This window comes from Butyricimonas hominis (genome assembly GCF_014287455.1).
Classification (GTDB): domain Bacteria; phylum Bacteroidota; class Bacteroidia; order Bacteroidales; family Marinifilaceae; genus Butyricimonas; species Butyricimonas muris.
The window spans coordinates 1-628 of record NZ_JACOOH010000069.1 but is presented as its reverse complement, the minus strand read 5'-3'; the positions used below and the strand labels follow the sequence as shown (position 1 = coordinate 628).

Sequence of the window (628 nt, the reverse complement as noted above, 5' to 3'; positions counted from 1 at the left end):
CGTCACGGATATGCTTTGCCAACAGTGCGGCTGCATCCTCATTGTAAGACAGCTTTACCAGCCTTGAAACCTTGTCGCAGATAGTCTTTCGGGGGTTGATACACTGCGTTTCAAAACTTTCCAGCCCGTAGGTGCTTATCAGTTCCTCTTGCCCGATGCTTTCAAGAAAGGCGGTCACAATCGGTTTGATAACCCGCTTGTCCGCCGGGTAGAACATCAGTTTTTTGTCCGGCAGGTCACAGGATTTTATCTCTACTTCCAAATGTTCTTTCAGTCCCACGCCTTGAAATACATTGTCATACGAGAAATACAGTTTACGGTAATTACCGCCCGTTTCCGACAAATCTTCCTTGTATATGTCACTATTGAGTTCGGCTATGTATTTGGAAAGTTTCTTGTTCAATGTCTTTTCTGCCTGCTTGGACGCACCTTTATCACCCGTGAACACGAACAAGTCCAAATCTTCCGAGAAACGTTCTATCAGCCCGTAGGCTTTGGAAAGTGAAGTTCCGCCTTTGAAGTAGGTCTTATCCGCATATTCGGACATGGAAATATCCCGCAGTATCTTCGATACCCAGTAATCCTTTTCCACGTGCGACTGCTCGTAGCCGAAATGGTCAGCCGCCAG

Annotated in this window: 1 protein-coding gene; it reads right to left on the bottom strand. The window is 46.7% G+C overall.

The annotated features are described in order from the left end of the window. Positions 1-628: nucleotidyl transferase AbiEii/AbiGii toxin family protein (locus H8S64_RS23010; RefSeq protein WP_186978745.1), on the bottom strand; the 628-nt coding region annotated here is incomplete at both ends.